At 67.0% G+C, this 13,269-nt stretch carries 17 protein-coding genes; 11 read left to right on the top strand and 6 right to left on the bottom strand.

The window, feature by feature from the left end; translation table 11 throughout:
• Position 1: 1 nt before the first annotated feature.
• Positions 2-943 (bottom strand): AraC family transcriptional regulator, encoded by a 942-nt coding sequence (locus tag AB0M15_RS32765; protein WP_363826858.1) that lies wholly within the window; start codon positions 941-943, stop codon positions 2-4.
• 92 nt (positions 944-1,035) lie between these two features.
• On the opposite strand from AB0M15_RS32765, the gene AB0M15_RS32760 reads away from it, so the two are divergent.
• From AB0M15_RS32760 to AB0M15_RS32730, 7 genes are all read left to right on the top strand, one after another.
• A complete protein-coding gene (locus AB0M15_RS32760) occupies positions 1,036-1,884 on the top strand; it encodes an NAD(P)H-binding protein (protein ID WP_363826855.1) in 849 nt (282 codons plus the stop codon).
• Positions 1,881-2,417, top strand: coding sequence for an anthrone oxygenase family protein (locus AB0M15_RS32755; protein ID WP_363826852.1), 537 nt, complete (start codon positions 1,881-1,883; stop codon positions 2,415-2,417). Before AB0M15_RS32760 ends, AB0M15_RS32755 begins: the two co-directional genes overlap by 4 nt.
• Positions 2,414-3,256, top strand: coding sequence for an alpha/beta hydrolase (locus AB0M15_RS32750; RefSeq protein ID WP_363826849.1), 843 nt, complete (start codon positions 2,414-2,416; stop codon positions 3,254-3,256). Before AB0M15_RS32755 ends, AB0M15_RS32750 begins: the two co-directional genes overlap by 4 nt.
• Before the next feature lie 10 nt (positions 3,257-3,266).
• Positions 3,267-3,593 (top strand): hypothetical protein, encoded by a 327-nt coding sequence (locus AB0M15_RS32745; protein WP_363826846.1) that lies wholly within the window; start codon positions 3,267-3,269, stop codon positions 3,591-3,593.
• A gap of 2 nt (positions 3,594-3,595) precedes the next feature.
• Entirely contained in the window at positions 3,596-3,808 is a 213-nt protein-coding gene (locus AB0M15_RS32740) for a hypothetical protein (protein ID WP_363826843.1), read from the top strand.
• A gap of 33 nt (positions 3,809-3,841) precedes the next feature.
• Positions 3,842-4,282: an SRPBCC family protein gene (locus tag AB0M15_RS32735; RefSeq protein ID WP_363826838.1), complete on the top strand. Its 441-nt coding sequence runs from the start codon at positions 3,842-3,844 to the stop codon at positions 4,280-4,282.
• A gap of 99 nt (positions 4,283-4,381) precedes the next feature.
• Positions 4,382-5,683 (top strand): erythromycin esterase family protein, encoded by a 1,302-nt coding sequence (locus AB0M15_RS32730; protein WP_363826835.1) that lies wholly within the window; start codon positions 4,382-4,384, stop codon positions 5,681-5,683.
• A gap of 3 nt (positions 5,684-5,686) precedes the next feature.
• Here the strand turns inward: AB0M15_RS32730 and AB0M15_RS32725 are convergent, their stop codons facing one another.
• Together AB0M15_RS32725 and AB0M15_RS32720 are read right to left on the bottom strand one after the other, a co-directional pair.
• A complete protein-coding gene (locus AB0M15_RS32725) occupies positions 5,687-6,466 on the bottom strand; it encodes an ABC transporter permease (RefSeq protein ID WP_363826833.1) in 780 nt (259 codons plus the stop codon).
• Positions 6,463-7,437 (bottom strand): ATP-binding cassette domain-containing protein, encoded by a 975-nt coding sequence (locus tag AB0M15_RS32720; protein ID WP_363826830.1) that lies wholly within the window; start codon positions 7,435-7,437, stop codon positions 6,463-6,465. The genes AB0M15_RS32725 and AB0M15_RS32720 overlap by 4 nt, the downstream gene beginning before the upstream one ends.
• A gap of 88 nt (positions 7,438-7,525) precedes the next feature.
• On the opposite strand from AB0M15_RS32720, the gene AB0M15_RS32715 reads away from it, so the two are divergent.
• From AB0M15_RS32715 to AB0M15_RS32705, 3 genes are read left to right on the top strand one after another with little or no spacing between them, the layout of a single operon-like run.
• Positions 7,526-8,494 carry a WYL domain-containing protein gene (locus tag AB0M15_RS32715; RefSeq protein WP_363826827.1) on the top strand — a complete coding sequence of 323 codons (969 nt, stop codon included), beginning with the start codon at positions 7,526-7,528 and terminating at the stop codon, positions 8,492-8,494.
• A gap of 52 nt (positions 8,495-8,546) precedes the next feature.
• Positions 8,547-9,686 carry a Fic family protein gene (locus AB0M15_RS32710; protein WP_363826824.1) on the top strand — a complete coding sequence of 380 codons (1,140 nt, stop codon included), beginning with the start codon at positions 8,547-8,549 and terminating at the stop codon, positions 9,684-9,686.
• Between the two features lie 39 nt (positions 9,687-9,725).
• Positions 9,726-10,214: a VOC family protein gene (locus AB0M15_RS32705; protein ID WP_363826821.1), complete on the top strand. Its 489-nt coding sequence runs from the start codon at positions 9,726-9,728 to the stop codon at positions 10,212-10,214.
• A 29-nt stretch (positions 10,215-10,243) separates the two neighbouring features.
• Here AB0M15_RS32705 and pip read toward each other — a convergent pair whose 3' ends face one another.
• A complete protein-coding gene (gene pip, locus AB0M15_RS32700; protein WP_363826819.1) occupies positions 10,244-11,191 on the bottom strand; it encodes a prolyl aminopeptidase in 948 nt (315 codons plus the stop codon).
• 51 nt (positions 11,192-11,242) lie between these two features.
• Between pip and AB0M15_RS32695 the strand changes: the two genes are divergently transcribed.
• Positions 11,243-11,731, top strand: a complete 489-nt coding sequence (locus AB0M15_RS32695) for a MarR family transcriptional regulator (RefSeq protein WP_363826816.1) — start codon at positions 11,243-11,245, stop codon at positions 11,729-11,731.
• On the opposite strand, the gene AB0M15_RS32690 is transcribed toward AB0M15_RS32695, so the two are convergent.
• Both AB0M15_RS32690 and AB0M15_RS32685 read right to left on the bottom strand, forming a co-directional pair.
• Positions 11,684-12,355, bottom strand: coding sequence for a 2OG-Fe(II) oxygenase (locus tag AB0M15_RS32690; RefSeq protein WP_363826812.1), 672 nt, complete (start codon positions 12,353-12,355; stop codon positions 11,684-11,686). The two genes, AB0M15_RS32695 and AB0M15_RS32690, sit on opposite strands and share 48 nt — an antisense overlap.
• A 34-nt stretch (positions 12,356-12,389) precedes the next feature.
• Positions 12,390-13,208, bottom strand: a complete 819-nt coding sequence (locus AB0M15_RS32685) for a UbiA family prenyltransferase (protein ID WP_363826809.1) — start codon at positions 13,206-13,208, stop codon at positions 12,390-12,392.
• Positions 13,209-13,269 lie beyond the last annotated feature (61 nt).

The raw sequence follows: 13,269 nt of genomic DNA, 5'->3' as shown, positions 1-13,269 counted from the left end.
GTCAGGCTGCAGTACTAGCCCGGCGATGAGCCGTCGGACTCGTGCCCCTGACCCGCTTGAACGCGACGCTCAACGCGAACGCATTGGCATACCCGACCTTCCGCGCGATCGACTCGACCGTGTCGGTCGTCTCGCGCAACATGTCAGCGGCCAACGTGATCCGCCACCCGGTCAGGTAAGCCATCGGCGCTTCACCAACCAAACCACTGAACCGCCGAGCCAGGCTGGCCCGAGACACCCCCGTGCGGTCGGCCAGCTCGACAACGTTCCAGGGATGCGCCGGATCCTCATGCAACAACCGCAACGCCAGCCCCACCACCGGATCACTCTGCGCCTGGTACCAACCCGGCGCATGCGACTCGGGTCGGGCGAACCAGGCGCGCAACGTGGTGATCAACGCGAGGTCGAGCCAGCGGTCCAGCACCGACTGCTGACCGGGTTCGTCGCGCTGGATCTCGCCGAGCACGATCTCCATCACGTGTCCCGCGACATTCGCGGCCGGCACGACCAGAGTCGGCGGAAGGGCCGCGAGCAGCCGGCGGCTGACGTCGCCTTCGAGCTCGTACGTGCCGCTGACCACCATCGCCTCACCGTCCGGGCGACCTCCGTAGGTCCGGACGCCGAGTCGTGCGCTGTAGTCGATAGGGGCCCCAGGCAACGGTTCGCAGATGCCGCCGGGATGGATCCGCAGGTTCGGCACGGTATCCGGCTGGTCGGCCACGACGTACGGCTCGGTGCCGGACAGTACGGCGACGTCGCCCTCCTCCATCCGGACCGGCGGCTGATCGCCGCGGATGATCCAGGCGGAACCGCGGACCAGGGTCGCGAGCGCGAGCTGCGCCTCGTCGACGATGTCCAGACCCCAGGGTGGGTCCAGGATCGTCAGGTTGAACACGCCACCGCGGGCCCGGGTGCCGGCGAGCAGATCATCGAGGACGTCCATACCGGCCAGAGTATCCCGGATTGAGACTTTCAGACATCGAATTGCGCCAGACAACCATGGTTTGTCTCACTCCAACGCGATGAACTTAAGCCATGACAACAACGAACCCGTTCCTGATCATCGGCGGCAAAGGCAAGACCGGCCGTCGCGTCGCAGAGCAACTGGACGCCCGTGGCGTCCCTTACCGGCTGGCCTCGCGGTCGAGCGAGCAGCGCTTCGACTGGTACGACGAGAGCACTTGGTCGCCGACGATCGCCGGCATCGACACGGCGTACCTGGCACCGCCGGTCGGCCCGACCGGGCTGGCCCAGGCCGGTCGATTCATCCAGCAGGCGGCGGCCGAAGGACTGCGCCGGGTGGTGCTGCTGTCCGGTCGCGGCGTCGGCAGCCCCGGCCGCGACTTCGCGGTCTACGAGAGCAGCGTCGAACTGGAGAACTCGGTCCGGGCGAGCGGCGCCGACTGGACGATCGTCCGGCCCGCCTGGTTCGCGCAGAACTTCAGCGAGGACTTCCTGTTCGACTACGTGCTCGGCGGCGAGATCCGGTTGGCGGCCGGCGACGGTGGCGAGGCCTGGATCGACACCAACGACGTCGGCGACGTGATGGCGGCCGCGTTGCTCGACGAGCGGCACACCGGCGAGACCTACTCGCTGTCCGGGCCGCGCACGTTGACGCTGGCCGAGGTCGCCGCCGAGTTGTCGACGGTCACCGGCCGGCAGGTGAAGTACGTGGATCTCGAACCCGAGGAGTTCGTCGCCGAACTCGTCAGCTACGGGCAGACACTCGAGGACGCGGAGAGCGTCCGCGATCTGTTCGCGGTGATCCGCCACCACCGTTCGGAGTACGTGTCGGAGGGTGTCCAGGAGGTACTCGGCCGGGCGCCACGCGACTTCGCGGACTGGGCGCGGGAGACCGCGAAGACCGGGGTGTGGTCGGTATGAACCTCACCAAGATCCTCACCCTGAGCGCTCTGGTCGGCAGCGCGTTGATGGCCGGCCTGTTCTTCGCCTTCGGTACCGCCGTGATGAGCTCGCTGGAGCGGATGCCGGCCGGCCAGGGCGCGACCGCGATGAACCTGATCAACGTCAGGATCCAGAACCCGCTCTTCCTGCTGGTCTTCTGCGGTACCGCGCTGGTCTGCGTCGCGCTCACGATCATCGCCTTCGTCAAGAACACCCCCGGCAAGTCCTGGGTGCTCGCAGGCGCAGCTCTCTACCTGCTCGGTGTGATCGTGCTCAGCTTCGCCGTCAACATCCCGCTGAACGACCAGCTCGCCGCCGTCGACCCGCACTCCGCGGCCGGTGCGGCGGAATGGCTGAACTACCTGTCCAAGTGGAACCCCAGCAACAACCTCCGCGCCATCACCAGCACCCTCGCCGTCGTCGCCTTCGCGCTGGCACTGCATGCCGGGAACTCGGCTCAGGCCGGCACCCACCGGCCGGCGCCCCCTTTCAGCACTACCGTCGGAGCATGACGAGCCTGCTTCCCGTGAACGGCGTCGAGTTGTGCGTCGACACCTTCGGATCCCCCGCGGACCCAGCGATCCTGCTGGTCCACGGGGGATCCGCGTCGATGGACCACTGGGAGCCCGAGTTCTGCGAACGCCTCGCGGCCGGTCCGCGCTACGTGATCCGGTACGACCACCGCGACACCGGTCAGTCGACGACCAACGAGCCGGGCGATCCGAAGTACACGGGAGAGGACCTGGTCGCCGATCCGATCGGCATCCTCGACGCCCTGAAGATCGACAAGGCGCACCTCGTCGGCCTGTCGATGGGCGGCGCCATCGTGCTGCAGCTCGCCGTCGAGCAACCGGACCGGGTCGCCTCGATCACCGTCTCGTCGACCAGTCCCAGCGGCCCGTCGGATTCCGACCTCCCGCCGCCGAGCGAGAAGCTCAGCGCCAGCTTCTCCGACGACACCCCGATCGACTGGTCCGACACGGAAGCAGCCCTCGACAGGCTGGTCGCGGACGACCGCCTGTACGCCGGTTCGCTCCCGTACGACGAACCCGCCCGCCGCGCCCTCTACGGCCAGGCCTTCGCCCGCAGCGTCAACCCGGCCTCGGCCACGAACCACTGGGCAGTGGCCCCCGGCGGCTCGATCCGCCACCGCCTCGGCGAGATCGCAGTACCGGCCCTGGTCCTGCACGGCACCGAAGACCCGCTCTTCCCACCGGCCCACGGCGAAGCCCTCGCCCGTGAAATCCCCAACGCCCGTCTGGTCCTGCTCGAAGGCGCCGGCCACGAAATCCCCAGACCCACCTGGGACACCGCCGTCCCCGAAATCCTCGCGATCACCGAAGCCGACTAGGTTTCCGCCCATGGAACCGCTCACCTTCGACTACGCAGACCTGCATTTCCGCGTGGATCGCGGGGTGTTCGAGGCGTTCAACCTGATCGGCGCCCACGACACCTATCGCCTCCCGCTGCACTGGCTCGCTTTCCTGATCTACTTCAAGAAGCCCGGCAAGCCCGGCCAGCTGTTCGTCGGCTCGGTCGAGGACGAGCGCAAACCGCTCTACGGCACCGACCGGCAAGACATCCGCTCCGCCGCCACCTCGTCCCTGCAGATCTCGGCCGCCGACGAACTGCTCTTTCGCGACTACTTCACCAAGGTCGCCACCCTCGCCAACCGCCGGGTGGTCTGACGATGGTGTTCGAGCACGACGACGTCTACCTGCACGTCGAGAACGGGATCCTCGAGCTGTTCCGGCGGAACCGGATCATCGGGTCGTACCGGACACCGGTCAAGTGGGCGAAGGTCAGGGCCGAGGCGCGCAAAGGCGGGCTGTCCCGGCTGCACTTCGGCAATGTCGACTTCACTGAACTCGCCCGGCAGGCCGATCGTCGGGTCGGTGCATAACTTCGGGTTGAGCCGACCGGTAGCGTGACGAGGGTGATCACCATCGAGCGCGTTGTCACCGTGGAGAAGTCCGTCGAGCGTGTTTTCGCCTATCTGTCCGACTTCGAGACGACCACCGAGTGGGATCCCGGGACGGTGTCGACGGTGAAGGTGGAAGGCGACGGCGGGCCCGGTACGAAGTACCGGAACAAGTCGTCGTTCGCCGGGCGCGAGACCGAGCTCGACTACGTCGTGCAGCAACTCGAGCCCGGCCGCGTCTTCCAGCTCCGCGGCGACAACAAGACCGTCAGTGCCCTCGACACGATGACGTTCCGCGCTATCGACAGCGGCGGCACCGAGGTCACCTACCGCGCCGAGTTCGAGTTCAAAGGCGTCACCCGGCTGATCGAGCCCCTCTTCAAAACCCAGTTCAAGAAACTCGGCGACGAGGCCGAAGCGGGCATGCGCACGGCGCTGGAGAAGCTCGAAGGGTAGAGCTGGGGTCACCTCAGGTGGGGTGGCTGCGGGATGGGGCGCGCGGGCCTCTCCGGACAGGGTTGGAAGTACTTGATTCCGACTCTCTGGAGGACCTTGATGAAGCGGCTTCTGGCGCTCCCCGCCCTGCTCGTCGCGGCGGCGCTGCCTCTGTCCACAGCGTCCGCTGTTACACCTGACCCGGTGCCCGCGCTGACCGCGGCGGCGCATCCGATTCGTAGTACCGATGCTGACAGCAGTCTGCGCGACCTGCGGCCGCTGGTCGCGATGGTCGGCAACGCACGCGTGGTCGGCGTCGGCGAGGCGACGCACAGTTCGAGCGAGTTCTTCACGCTCAAGCACAAGATCTTCCGCGAGTTGGTGGAGAAGAAGGGCTTCACCACCTTCGCTCTCGAAGCGTCCTGGAGTACCGGCCTCGAACTCGACCGGTACGTCGTCAGCGGCGTCGGCGATCCGCGCGAGATCATGCGACGCGACTTCCAGGGTTCGTACAAGTTCTGGAACGCGCAGGAGTATCTCGACCTGATCGAGTGGATGCGTTCCTACAACCGCACCCACGCCCGCAAGCTGCACTTCGTCGGCGACGACCTCGGCTACGCGAGTCCCGCCCTCCTCGACCGCGTCATCGGCTACGTCGGCAAGACCAGCCCGGCAAAGCTGCCCGAGATCAAAAGCCTGTACGTCGGTATCCGCTCCGACGCCGAGTACGAGGCCTGGAGCGCGGCGTACCTCACCAAGCCGCTCGCCGACCGGGTCAAGGTCGAGGCGGCAGCCCGGCGGGCCGTAGTACTGGTCGAGTCGTTGCCGCCGAGCCCCGAGCGGACCTGGGCGGCACAGCATGCCCGGGCGATCTGGCAGGTCGCGAAGTTCTTCTCCTTCGACGTCACCGACCCGAAGGAGTTGCCGAAGGCGATGTACTTCCGGGACGAGTCGATGGCGGCCAACGCCGCATGGTGGGCGCGCACCACGGGCGCGAAGGTGATGCTGTCGGCGCACAACGGGCACATCGCGCTCGAGACGGGATCGCCGGCCGACTACCCGAAGGCCCAGGGCACATTCCTGCGCGAGCAGCTCGGGCGCGACTACCTGACCATCGGGACGTCCTTCGACCACGGTTCCTTCAACTCGCAGGACATCTCCAACGGTGAGCTGAAGACGTTCACGCTCCCGCCGGCATCGCCGGGCAGCAACGAGTACACGCTCGACCAGGTCCCGTACCGCGACTACCTGGTCGACCTGCGGCGCCTGCCGGCCAGTACGCACGCCTGGTTCGACGTACGCCGTCCGACCCGCGACATCGGCACCGGCTACCCGACCCCCGACCTGCCGATCCGCCTCGCCCCGAGCTACGACCTGCTCATCCACCTCAACCAGGTCACCGCCGCGCACCTGCGCTTCTGACCTTCAGTCTGCCGACCGGAGCATCGAGCGGATGCCGACGGTCAGGCCGAGGGCGACCGTGACGATGGCGGCCAGCCAGCCCCACAGGACGGTGGTCGAGGTGACGTCGCCGGAGAAGAGGGTGCGTTCGGCGTCGACCAGATAAGACAACGGGTTGAACTTCGACGCCACCCGCATCCACTCCGGGCCGGTCTCCAGCGGCAGCAGCATCCCGGACAGGATCATCAGCGGGAAGAGGAACGTCTGCTGCACCACCCAGAACATCCACTCCTGCTTGCGTACCGCGATCGCCAGCGCATAGCTGAACGACCCGAGCCCGACCCCGAACACGGCCAGCAACGCGAGCCCGACCAGCGCGCCGAGCGGATGCAGGTCGAAGCCGAACGGCGTCATCACCGCGATCACGATCACCGCCTGCCCGAACAGCGGCACCATCTCCTTCAGCGCCCGCCCGATCAGCAGCGACGACCGCGACAGCGGCGTGACCAGCATCCGCTCGTGCGCGCCGGTCACGAACTCCGTCAACAGATTCGAGCCGGTCGCCGACGTACCGAACAACGTCGTCATCACCAGGATCGCCGGCACGAACCACTGCCAGACACCGCCGTCGAGCGAGCCACCGAGCGATCCCGCGAGCAGCGGGCCGAACAGGGCCAGGAAGACCAGCGGCTGGATCATCCCGAAGATCAGCGAGAACGGGTCACGGAGTACCGGCTTCAGCTCCCGCCGCATCACGAACGAGGTATCCCGGAACAGGTTCCTCTCCAGAGTGACAGTACTCATGCTGCGACCTTTCCGGTGCTGTCGGCCTCGCGCAGGCTGCGGCCGGTGAGATTGAGGAAGACGTCATCGAGCGTCGGCCGGTGCACCTGAGCACTGCCGACCGGTACTGCGTACTGCTGCGCCGCCGCGACGAGTTCGGGCAACGCGCTCGGCCCGTCCGGGACGCGCACGGTCAACCGGTCGCCCTCGGCAACTACTTCTCTTGCGCCAGGCACCTTGTGCGCCAGCTCGGTGAGCTTGGCGAGATTGCCCGGCGCGACTGTGAGGTCGAGTTGATCGCCGGCCAGTTCGGCCTTCAGTGCGTCCGCGGTGTCGTCGGCGATCACCTCGCCGTGATCGACCACGACGACTCGCTCGGCCATCGAGTCCGCCTCGTCGAGATAGTGCGTCGTGAGGACGATCGTCATGGCGTACTGCGCGCGCATCCGCAGGATGTGATCCCACAGGTTGGCCCGGTTCTGCGGGTCCAGCCCGGTCGACGGCTCGTCCAGGAACAACAGTCCGGGCGCGTGCACGAGCCCCATCGCGACGTCCAGCCGCCGACGCTGACCGCCGGACAGTTCGGACACCTTGCGCTTGGCCAGTTCGCCGAGCTCGAGCGATTCGAGCAGTTCGCCGGTACGCCGCTTCGCCGCCCGCTGGTCGAGCCCGTAGATGATGCCCTGGCCGTAGAGCTCGTCGCGGACCCGTTGCGAGTGGCCCGCGCCGTTGCCCTGGCCGACGTACCCGATCTGCCGGCGGACCAGGCCCGGGTCGGCCGTCACGTCGTACCCGGCGACCTTCGCCGTACCAGAGGTCGGGGCGATCAGGGTGGTGAGCATCCGCAGCGTGGTGGTCTTGCCGGCGCCGTTCGGGCCGAGCACGGCGACGAGCTCGCCCGGCTCGACGTCCAGGCTGATGCCGCGGACCGCGTGCACGGTCTCGGTGCGGTTCACCACGAAGTCCTTGGTGAGTTGTCGGGTGCTGATCACGATGTCTCCTTGGTCGGGGGCCTCTTGGCGACGACATTTCCAGCAGTAGAGGACAGGTTCTGGCCGTTACTCGTGGCAATCTGAACTCATGTCCGAAACCTCGGCTCGACTCCTCTCGCTGCTGTCCCTGCTCCAGGCGCGCCGCGACTGGCCGGGCGCGCTGCTGGCCGAACGGCTGGAGGTGAGTCCGCGCACGGTCCGCCGCGACGTGGACCGCCTGCGCGACCTGGGCTATCCGGTCCGCGCGAGCAAGGGCCCGGACGGCGGCTACCGCCTCGACGCGGGCGCCGACCTGCCCCCGCTGCTGTTCGATGACGACCAGGCGATCGCGGTCGCCGTCGCCCTGCAGACCGCGACGACCACGGTGACCGGTATCGAGGAAGGCGCCCTGCGCGCGCTCGCCACGGTCCGCCAGGTGATGCCCGCGCGGCTACGTCAACGCGTCGACGCGCTGCAGGTCACCACGGTCGACAAGTACGCCGATTCGCGCCGGGCCAAGGTCGACTCCGACCACCTGATCGCGATCGGCACGGCCCTGCGCGCTCACGAAGTACTCCGCTTCGACTACGCCTCACCAGGCGCCTCCACCGAGGAGTTCGTCCCACCGCGCAAGGTCGAGCCCCACCACCTGGTCACCTGGGGCGGCCGCTGGTACCTGGTCGCCTGGGACCTCGACCGCAACGACTGGCGCACCTTCCGGGTAGACCGGATGCTCCCCAAAACCCCATCGGGCCCGCGCTTCACTCCACGCGAACTCCCCGCGCCCGACATCTCCGCCTACATCTGGGAACGCTTCCGCTCGCAGAACCAGTGGCCCTGCCAAGGCACCGCCATCCTTCAAGCCAAAGCCGCCGACATAGCCCGCTACGCCGGCCACGAAGCCCTGGTAGAAGAGCTGACCCCCACCACCTGTCGCCTGACCCTCAGCGCCTGGTCCTGGACCGGCCTGGCCGCCACCTTCGGCATGTTCGAATCCGACCTCGAGTTCGAAGGCCCGACCGAACTGAAAACCGCGGCCCACCAACTGGCCGCCCGCTACACCTCGGCAGCGTCATAGCGGCCAAATGCATATATTGACGCAATGATTATATCAATCTATTGTCGAATTTATGCTCTTTCCTACTCCCGCTCTCGCTGCGGATGACCGGCGTGTACTCGCGGACATCGACCGGATGCGGGAGGCGCTGCGGCATCAAGTGCTGGCGACTCCGACCAAGTGGACCGCCGGCCTTCGGGAGTTCCTGACTGCCGACGCCGTTGCTGGATCCAACTCGATCGAGGGATTCAAGGTGTCGACGGTCGACGTCGAGGACCTGATGGCGGGTGAGCGCGACGTCGAAGTCTCGGACGAGAACCGGGAGGAGACGCTGGCCTACCAGCGGATGATGACCTACCTCCAGACCTTGCACGATGTCGAGGACTTCGCCTACAGCAAGGGATTCCTCAACGCGCTGCACTGGATGCTGCAGGGACATCGACACACCGCTCGCAAGCCGGCCGGGCAATGGCGCAAGGGAGCTGTCTACGTCACCGACGTCCGCGATCCCAGCATCGCCGCCTATACGGCGCCTCCGGCCGGCGAGTTGCCGAAGTTGATGGCAGAGCTGGTCGATTGGCTGAACGCGGAAGACTCCACCCACCTCCTGGTGCGAGCCGCGATGGCACACCTGCAGCTGGTCTCCATCCACCCCTGGGCCGACGGCAACGGCCGGATGTCTCGCTCGCTACAGACGCTGATGATCGCCCGCGAAGGAGTGCTGGCTCCCGAGTTCTCCTCGATCGAGGCGTGGCTCGGACGCCCCGGTAACACTTGGGAGTACTACCGGGAGCTCACCCTCCGCGGAGCGGTCTATCTGCCCGACCAGGATGTCGCCGGCTGGATCCGCTTCAACCTCGTCGCCTATCACCAGCAGGCACAGACCGTGCAGAGTCGCCTTGATCGCTCGGGCAGGACCTGGACCGCCCTCGATGACTTCGCCAAGAAGGCGGGTCTCGATGAGCGAGTCGTCACAGCCCTCCATGACATTGCCATGGAGGGACGGGTCAGGCGTTCTCGCTACGAACACTCCGAGGGACTGAATCTCCAGCAGGCGCAGCGGGATCTCCGCGATCTCGTGACGGCTCAGTACCTCGAGCCGGTCGGCCGGACCCGGGCCCGCTACTACATCGCCGGCCCACGATTTCCGGAGCCGGTCCTCGAGATTGCTCGAACGCCGATCACTTTGACCAATCCCTACAGCTTGAAGTAGAGGCCAGAAGCTGGCCGCTACCGCTGTGAGACTTGGGGCATGACGAAGAATCCTGGCGGTAAAGGCACTGTTACTCCGTACGTCGCGGTGCGTGGGGCGGTGGAGTGGCTGGAGTTCGTGGAGCGGACGTTCGAGACGGAGAAGTCGTTTGTAGTGCTGAATGACGATGGGACTGTCGGGCATGCCGAGGTGACGGTGGGGGACTCGGTGTTGATGACCTTCGATTCCAAGCCGGACTGGCCGGATACTCCGAGCCTGCTAAGTGTGTTCGTCGATGATGTCGACGCGGTGCTGGCGCGGGCGCTGGAGGCCGGGGCAACGGTGGTGACCGAGCTGACGACGTCGCGGATCGTGGGGGACCGGGGGTGCCGGATCAAGGACCCGCAGGGCAACATCTGGTGGTTGCAGACGCACCTGTACGACGTGGATCCGGCGACGCTGCCCGAGCTGTTCGCGGACCCTGCTGAGGCCGCGGCGATGAAGGTGTTGCAGGACTCGTTCGACGCGGAGATGCGCAGCAGGCGTTAGTACAAGCTGCAGGTATGGCTGGTGGCAGCTCAGACGGCCCGACTCGACGCGAACCTGTCGATCGCGGCCGTCACGAGCTCGGAGACGCTCGCCTTCCCGGCGCCATGACCGGCGTCCCCGACGATGTGCAGTTCGGCGTCCGGCCAGGCCTGGGCCAGCTCCCACGCGGTGTCCGGCGGGCTGCTGATGTCGAGCCGCCCGGTGACGAGGACCCCGGGAATCCCGACCAGCTTGCCCGCGTCACGAAGCAACGCACCGTCCTCGATCCAGGCTGTGTGGCCCCAGTAATGCGACACGAGTCGCGCGAACCTCAGGCGGAAGACCGGGTCCTCGTAGCGTGGGTCCGGCTTGTAGCCCTGGTACGTCGCCACATGCGTGTCCTCCCACTCGCACCAAGCCCGCGCCGCCCGGTCCCGTACCGCCGGATCGGGATCGTGCAGCAACCGGCTGTACGCGAGCGCGAGATTCCCGTCCCGCTCCTCAACCGGTACGACGTCCCGAAAGCGCCGCCACTCCTCAGGAAAGATCCGGCTCATGTCCCGGGTGATCCACTCGACCTCACGCGGAGTCGTGCTCGTGACGCTGAACAACACGATCTCCGAGACCGCCGACGGATGCCGCTCGGCGTACGCGAAGGCCAGCGTCGCACCCCACGACGCACCCAGCACCAGCCATTTCGAGATGCCGAGGTGCTCGCGCAAGAGCTCGATGTCCGCCACCAGATGCCAGGTCGTGTTGGTGCTGAGGTCAGCGTCCGGCTCCGCGGCGTCCGGCGTACTGCGACCGCACCCGCGCTGATCGAACAACACCACCCGGTACTTCGTCAGGTCGAAGAATCGGTACCAGAACGCGCCGGCCCCGGACCCCGGCCCGCCATGCAGCACGACAGCCGGCTTGCCCTCGGGGTTGCCGCAGACCTCCCAGTAGACGAGCTGCCCGTCGCCCACATCGAGCATCCCCTGGTCATCCGGCTGCATCGAGGTGCCTCCATAGTCGAGTAGATGTAACAGTGCTGTTAGATTACTCCGGTGGAAGGCGCGATCGGTACCCGGTTACGGCACGTGCTGGAGTTGCTCGACGGCGACGTGGCCAAGGTCTACGTGGATGCCGGCCTGCCGGAGTACCGGCCGAGGTTCTCGCCGATCGTCCGGACGTTGGTTGCCGAGGGCCCGTTGTCGATCCGGGAGCTGGCCGCGGCCGTCGGGGTGACGCATTCCGCCGCCAGCCAGACGGTTGCCCAGCTCAACCGGTCCGGGTTCGTCACGCTCGAGCCCGGCGAGGACGCGCGGCAGCGGATCGTGCACCTCACCGACAAGACGTGCTCGTTGCTGCCGACCATCGAGGCGGAGTGGCAGGCGACCACTGCCGCGATGGCCGAGCTGGATGCGGAACTCTCCGCGCCGCTCGCCCAGATCCTCGACGAGGTGGTCGCCGCTGTCGAGCGCCGGTCGTTCCGCTTGCGCATCAACTCAAGCGGCATCGTGAAACACGAGACCGAGGGTGTGCCGGATTCCTGACCGGACAGTGCTCACGCCGTGCCGCACCGGCGAAGCGGACCAGCCGCGAGCCGACTTCACCGGCCGATCGCGAGTGGTGAAGATCAGTCCCTGCCCCTGAGGCAGCATGGTGACGGTCCCGCGTGACTGAGCCCGCGGCCGCTGCTCGACCAGCAGGAACTCGCCGCCCTCGTGGTCGACGCCTGGCTTGTTCAGCCCGATCACGATCTGCAGTGGGAAGACCAGATCGCCGTACAGATCACGGTGCAAGGCGTTCCAGTCACCGGCCTGGTACTTGAGCAGGATCGGCGTCGGCTTCGTCTGCCCGGCCCGGTGGCAGTCGTCGAGCCACTCCTCGAGCGTGTCCGGCCAGGGCGCCGGGCGGTTGAGCTTGGCCGCCCATTCGCGGGCGACCGGGAGCAGTTGCGGATAGAACTCCTCACGGAGCTTGGCGACGAGGTCGGGGAGTGGGTGATCGAAGTACCGGTACTGCCCCGAGCCGAAGCGGTAACGCGCCATGTCGATCGTCGAGCGGAACCGCCGCACCTCGTCGTACAGGCCGGCGATCTCCGCGCACTGCTCCGGCGTGAGCAGTTGTCCGATCAGCGCGCAGCCGTGTTCGTCGAGCTCTTCTCTCCAGGTCATACCGATGGAACGGCCGGCGGCGCGGAGGTGTGAGTCAGAGGACCCCGGTGTAGGTGAGCGCGAAGGTCCCACACGGCAGCAGGAACAGCGACGCCAGAATCACCACGCCCTTGAACGTCATCCCCGGCCCGATGAACCGCCGGTACGCCGCGACGAGCACCGGCACCATCACGATCTCCAGCGCCAGCATGCTCCGCGGAATCACCGCGTCCAGCGCCGCCAGCAGAACGGACAGCCCCGCCGCCGCAATCCAGAACGCAAACCCCAGCCGGTACGTCGCTCGCGCCCCGAGCCGCACCGCGACCGTCCGATACCCAGCCGCCCGATCCGCCTCGAGATCTGCCAGCGTCGTCGGCAGGTACAACCCGATCGCCGCCAACGTCCCCTGCAACGCCATCACCCACGGAAACCCGCCCAACTCAGGCCGAACCGCCGCCCACCCCGCCAACGGCCCAAAAGTCCCCAACGCCAGCGAATTCACCGCCACGTCGAACCCAGCCCGAGTCTTCAACCGCACCGGCGGCACGCTGTACGCAAACCCCAACACCACTGCCAGTACCACTCCCAGCGCAAACACCCACCCGACGAAGAACGCCACCCCAACCGAAGCCACCCCAGCCCCCACCGCCAGCCATTTGGCCTCGACCAACGTCACCCGCCCATCCAGCAACGGCGACTTCGACTTCCGCGGATTGACCAAATCCCCAGCCAGGTCATACGCATCATTGATCGCCAACACAGACAACCAAAGCAACGGCCCCATCACGACCGCCCCCACCAACAACCGGCCCCAGTCCCCAACCGCAGGAACCAGCCGATGCGTGGCCAGCAGCACCCCCACGTAGTAAGGCACCACCGAAACCACCCAGAACGCAGGCCGCCCCACGGCGAGTACATCCCGTACGCGAGGTACC

It is taken from the genome of Kribbella sp. NPDC051718, assembly GCF_040681515.1.
GTDB lineage: Bacteria > Actinomycetota > Actinomycetes > Propionibacteriales > Kribbellaceae > Kribbella.
This window is presented reverse-complemented; position numbering and strand designations above follow the sequence as displayed.

Coding starts and splice junctions, on each gene's coding strand:
- AB0M15_RS32760 (WP_363826855.1), top strand. CDS start 1,036: ATGACAACAACGAACCCGTTCCTGATCATCGGCGGCAAAGGCAAGACC.
- AB0M15_RS32745 (WP_363826846.1), top strand. CDS start 3,267: ATGGAACCGCTCACCTTCGACTACGCAGACCTGCATTTCCGCGTGGAT.
- AB0M15_RS32740 (WP_363826843.1), top strand. CDS start 3,596: ATGGTGTTCGAGCACGACGACGTCTACCTGCACGTCGAGAACGGGATC.
- AB0M15_RS32710 (WP_363826824.1), top strand. CDS start 8,547: ATGCTCTTTCCTACTCCCGCTCTCGCTGCGGATGACCGGCGTGTACTC.
- AB0M15_RS32750 (WP_363826849.1), top strand. CDS start 2,414: ATGACGAGCCTGCTTCCCGTGAACGGCGTCGAGTTGTGCGTCGACACC.
- AB0M15_RS32705 (WP_363826821.1), top strand. CDS start 9,726: ATGACGAAGAATCCTGGCGGTAAAGGCACTGTTACTCCGTACGTCGCG.
- AB0M15_RS32690 (WP_363826812.1), bottom strand. CDS start 12,355: ATGACCTGGAGAGAAGAGCTCGACGAACACGGCTGCGCGCTGATCGGA.
- AB0M15_RS32755 (WP_363826852.1), top strand. CDS start 1,881: ATGAACCTCACCAAGATCCTCACCCTGAGCGCTCTGGTCGGCAGCGCG.
- pip (WP_363826819.1), bottom strand. CDS start 11,191: ATGCAGCCGGATGACCAGGGGATGCTCGATGTGGGCGACGGGCAGCTC.
- AB0M15_RS32725 (WP_363826833.1), bottom strand. CDS start 6,466: ATGAGTACTGTCACTCTGGAGAGGAACCTGTTCCGGGATACCTCGTTC.
- AB0M15_RS32765 (WP_363826858.1), bottom strand. CDS start 943: ATGGACGTCCTCGATGATCTGCTCGCCGGCACCCGGGCCCGCGGTGGC.
- AB0M15_RS32715 (WP_363826827.1), top strand. CDS start 7,526: ATGTCCGAAACCTCGGCTCGACTCCTCTCGCTGCTGTCCCTGCTCCAG.
- AB0M15_RS32730 (WP_363826835.1), top strand. CDS start 4,382: ATGAAGCGGCTTCTGGCGCTCCCCGCCCTGCTCGTCGCGGCGGCGCTG.